Source organism: Aliivibrio kagoshimensis (assembly GCF_050337105.1).
Classification (GTDB): domain Bacteria; phylum Pseudomonadota; class Gammaproteobacteria; order Enterobacterales; family Vibrionaceae; genus Aliivibrio_A; species Aliivibrio_A kagoshimensis.
In genome coordinates this window covers 1-4,334 of record NZ_JAKJSQ010000130.1, presented here as the reverse complement: position 1 = coordinate 4,334, position 4,334 = coordinate 1, and the positions used below count along the sequence as shown (strand labels likewise).

Sequence of the window (4,334 nt, the reverse complement as noted above, 5' to 3'; positions counted from 1 at the left end):
CTTATTACATCATCGCAGTTGTATTTGTATTGGTTGTTTATTATCTTTTTGGCGAAGTATTCTATATCGCGCTCCCAGAAGCAATGTGGTCATAGGAGGTTATGATGTTCGAATATTTAATTGATGGTCTAGCAACGGCCCTTAGCTTTGCCGTTTTACCGGTACTAGTCTTCGGCGTACTCGGTGGTGTTATTCTTGGCGCTCTCCCTGGACTCACCGCAACGATGGGGGTTGCGATATTGCTCCCGTTTACCTTTGGTATGGAACCAACGTCTGCACTTGTAATGCTTATCGGTGTATACATCGGCGGGATTTATGGTGGTTCAATTGCCGCCATTTTACTCAAAACTCCTGGGACACCAGCTTCAGCAGCAAGCGTTCTCGATGGCCACACAATGGCAGTAAGAGGCCAAGCGGCAAGAGCGTTAAGCATATCTGCTGTTGCTTCATTTATTGGTGGATTAATAAGTACTATTGTTCTGATTGCAATTGCCCCTAAATTAGCCACTTTCGCCCTTCGTTTTAATGCCCCAGAGTATTTCGCCTTAGCCCTATTTGGCTTAACGATTATTGCAAGTGTCTCTTCCAATAACATTTTCAAAGGATTACTTGCAGGAACTATCGGACTGTTAGTCTCAACCGTCGGGCTCGATCCAATTAGCAGTGTGCCAAGATTTACTTTTGACATTATGGACCTCTACAGCGGAATCAATGTCATTCCAGTTCTTATCGGTTTGTTTGCACTCTCTGAAGCGCTCAATCAGCTTGAAAAATTGTTCACGGAAAAAAAGACTGTCGCCCCTAAATTTGATCATAAATTGCTAAGTAAAAGCGATTTAAAAGAGATGTTACCCACTGCAATAAAAAGTGGACTAATGGGCACAACTATCGGCTCAGTACCTGGTGCAGGTGCCGATATTTCTGCATTCGTATGCTATAACGAAGCAAAACGTTCATCAAAAAAACCCGAAGAGTTCGGTAACGGTTCCGTGCGCGGTCTTGCCGCAGCTGAGGCTGGAAACAATGGAGTAACGGGAGGTTCTCTCGTCCCTCTTCTCACCCTTGGTGTTCCAGGTGATGCGGTTGCTGCCGTATTGTTAGGTGCTCTCATTGTTCAAGGCTTAACACCTGGCCCCCTCCTCTTTGCTCAGAATCCAGAGGTGGTTTACGGTGTATTCAGTTCAATGTTAATTGCGAACTTAGTGATGTTGGCAATTGGTTTACTGGGCATTCGATTCTTCTGCCGCATCATTGAAGTGCCAAAACTCATCATGATTCCTATCATAGTGTTCTTGTCGATTGTTGGTGCATACGCAATTAACAACTCAATGTTTGACGTTGGGATTGCCATTGGGTTTGGATTACTTGGCTTCATCTTAACCAAGTTAGATATTCCATCGTCACCGATCCTACTTGCCATTATTTTGGGGCCAATGGCCGAGACCAATCTGAGGAAGTCTTTATTGATGTATGAAGGCAGTTGGTCGTTCCTATATGAACGCCCTATCGCTCTCGCTTTCATTGTTTTAGCTGTTCTCTCTATATACTCAACATTAAAAATGAAAAAAAAGCAGGCACTAAAACAGTCTCAATCCAATGATGAGTAGTAAGTACAATCCATAAACAACACGAGAATATAAACACTTGTACGTTGTGATTTAACCATGCTCAACACAAGATGTTGAGCATGGTTTTTAATCCCTTTCAAAGCAAGTTTACACACTTAATTTATATAGATGCCCAAATGAAGCTGTAGAATCAGGACGAATTCTTTTTATAATGGCTAATAACAATTCAGCCGTGGACACCGCATCAGCGAGAGCGTTGTGGCTATTGTAGGCTGGTAATCCATACCGCTCTCTCACTCCGGTTAGTGTTAAATCAATACCAACATCTCGATTGAGAGCCTTAGCCATTCGCTTTTCAATGCATAAGGTATCTAGCCACAATAAAGGCATATCTGGTAAATGATAACTCTCATTTAAGTATTTATTCATAAAACGCGCTTCAACGACACAAGCATGTGCAACTATTACTTTCCCCCGAGCCGCTTCAAAAAAAGTCATCATAGCGTCATGAATATTCACTCCTCCAGACAACATTTGGGGAATGATGTGGTTAATGACCGCGGTTTCAGGTTTAACTTGCGAACCGTTATTGATATAAAGGTGATGCGCTGAAGATAAGTCGACTTTTCCTTGTTTAATATCAACCCACCCCATCGACAAAATGAGATCGTCGTTACAATCGAGTCCTGTCGTTTCAAAATCCAACACAATGTACTCAAGTTCATTCGCTAAATCATCAATTTCAGGGAATGGCAGATCCAGCACACGAGTCAAAAACTTAGGCAATTGTAACGTCGAAACGTACCGCTTCCTTTGCCGTTTAATCACTTCAAGTGGATGGAAGTATCGCAGAATCGATTTTATCATCGGCTACCAAACCTTATTTTTACGCCGTCTTGCAAATCCGCAATAATTCGAAACGCATCCTTTAAGTGCTTACGCTCAAAACTGCCGAAACTATTGGGATCGATATGATTGTCGGGTTTGTCACCACGTTTGAGTGCTTCAAGTTGATGACTAAAACGAAATGATAATATAAATTGATAAGCCCCTAAAATATTCTTAAAAGCATCGTCACTCAATACCCCCTTATCATTCGCTGCAGTAAAACGTTCATCAGTCGCTGACAAATCGCATTCTACGGCAAGCCCATAAATTCTGGCCAAATCTATAACAAGATTTATCGCGTATTTTTTAACATTGAGTGCTTTTTTATTCTCACCTGACTTTTCCAGGACCAAGCTATTAAATATGCCTAATGGCGGGTTGGTATTGACCGCATCTCTGACCAAAGTACTTAAAAACTCACGGTTATTTCGGATATTCGCATGCAGTTCATTACGCAAGATTTTTTCATATTCACTGTTACCATAAACAGTGCGTATTTCAAGAAAAACACTGATATTTAGCAAGCGTTCGTACTCAGGATTTGAAACCCATTTTTTGTAATAACATTTCCATACTGCTAAAGACTGACACCATTTAGGTGTCACTGCCATGTATTTCCCCGGGCATAAAGGGTATCCACAACTGGCAAGCCCATTTGTAACTATGACAGATAGATTGTTGAAATAGCTACGATCACTTTCAGTCGCGTCATCAGATAAAACAATAGCGCTGTCTTGATCTGACAGCATATGAACTTCATTCCTAGCGTGAGAACCGGCAACTATCCAAGAAAAATCACAAGGGGGGGCGCCTAGCGTATCAATGGCAATTTGAATCAAACGACGGGTATATGAATCCATGATCATCGTCATGACTTTTCCTACGGTTTCAGGCCTAACCTTTCCTTCAACCAAAGCTTCAAAAATCGCTTGTCGCTCTGGGGTAAAGTTTGCCATCGCTTCGACACTCTCTGCATACTTGATCTTCTCGATCAGAAATATCGCTTGAACTCGGTGATTCTGAACGAGATGAGAGGTAGTCAATAATCCAATGGCTTTATTATCTTTAACCACAGGTAAGTTGCGAATATTGAACTGCATCATCATTGATGCAGCATGCAATACCAAATCATCGGGTTTTACTGTCAAAGGTGAATGTGTCATCACTTCTGAAATGAGACTCGCTGTACTGACGCCATAAGCAATAACTCGCTTGGTCATGTCTCGATCCGTAATCAATCCAACCAGGTCACCCTCTTCATAAATCACGGCACACGGAGAATGTTGTTTCAACATTTCATTAGCAACACTTTGAATGGTTTGGTGAGATTGCACGACGGCGACCCTACCGCTTGCCACTTCTTCCACCCGACGAATAAACAATCCTTTCTCTTTATTTGACCACACCACATCCAGTGCAGATTTAAGCCTAACTTGTGCTTGTGATGCGAAATGTTCGGCACTGCTTGGGGAGGCTTTAAACAGGGTTTGAAGTGCGGAATGTGGGACCAAATAGAGTAACGTGTTTTCGATCGCGACGGCACGATAACCATTATCTGAGTCCATTTCAGCATCAAGAAACGTAAAACCAAATAGATCTTCTGTTCCTAACCTAGCCCTAAGAACGCCATCCACTTTGCGTTGTTCCATCGATCCCGTTCGGACTATGTACAACGATTTTTCTTTTCCATCAGCAGACAAATCAACCGTTTCGCCTTTAGCTAAATAACTAATTTTTACGTGAGACGCTAACGCTTTTAATGCCTGTTTAGGAATTTTATCAAACGGATCAATTTGACCGATGAATTGAATGATATTTGGCAACAATGACTGAGGCATCATCAGGTTCCATTAAATTTAATTAGTATTATTATATAAC

At 41.8% G+C, this 4,334-nt stretch carries 3 protein-coding genes and 1 pseudogene; 2 read left to right on the top strand and 2 right to left on the bottom strand.

The window, feature by feature from the left end; translation table 11 throughout:
* Together L4C32_RS20315 and L4C32_RS20310 are read left to right on the top strand one after the other, a co-directional pair.
* Positions 1 to 95: pseudogene (locus L4C32_RS20315) on the top strand (tripartite tricarboxylate transporter TctB family protein); the annotation flags it as partial.
* 9 nt (positions 96 to 104) lie between these two features.
* Positions 105 to 1,607, top strand: coding sequence for a tripartite tricarboxylate transporter permease (locus L4C32_RS20310; protein ID WP_428198708.1), 1,503 nt, complete (start codon positions 105 to 107; stop codon positions 1,605 to 1,607).
* A 108-nt stretch (positions 1,608 to 1,715) separates the two neighbouring features.
* Here the strand turns inward: L4C32_RS20310 and L4C32_RS20305 are convergent, their stop codons facing one another.
* Together L4C32_RS20305 and L4C32_RS20300 are read right to left on the bottom strand one after the other, a co-directional pair.
* A complete protein-coding gene (locus L4C32_RS20305; RefSeq protein WP_428198710.1) occupies positions 1,716 to 2,432 on the bottom strand; it encodes a 3'-5' exonuclease in 717 nt (238 codons plus the stop codon).
* Positions 2,432 to 4,294, bottom strand: a complete 1,863-nt coding sequence (locus L4C32_RS20300) for a DUF294 nucleotidyltransferase-like domain-containing protein (RefSeq protein ID WP_428198709.1) — start codon at positions 4,292 to 4,294, stop codon at positions 2,432 to 2,434. Before L4C32_RS20300 ends, L4C32_RS20305 begins: the two co-directional genes overlap by 1 nt.
* Positions 4,295 to 4,334: the final 40 nt, after the last annotated feature.

Bases quoted from the DNA above. Each gene is read 5' to 3' on its own strand.
- L4C32_RS20310 (WP_428198708.1), top strand. From the start codon at position 105: ATGTTCGAATATTTAATTGATGGTCTAGCAACGGCCCTTAGCTTTGCC.
- L4C32_RS20300 (WP_428198709.1), bottom strand. From the start codon at position 4,294: ATGCCTCAGTCATTGTTGCCAAATATCATTCAATTCATCGGTCAAATT.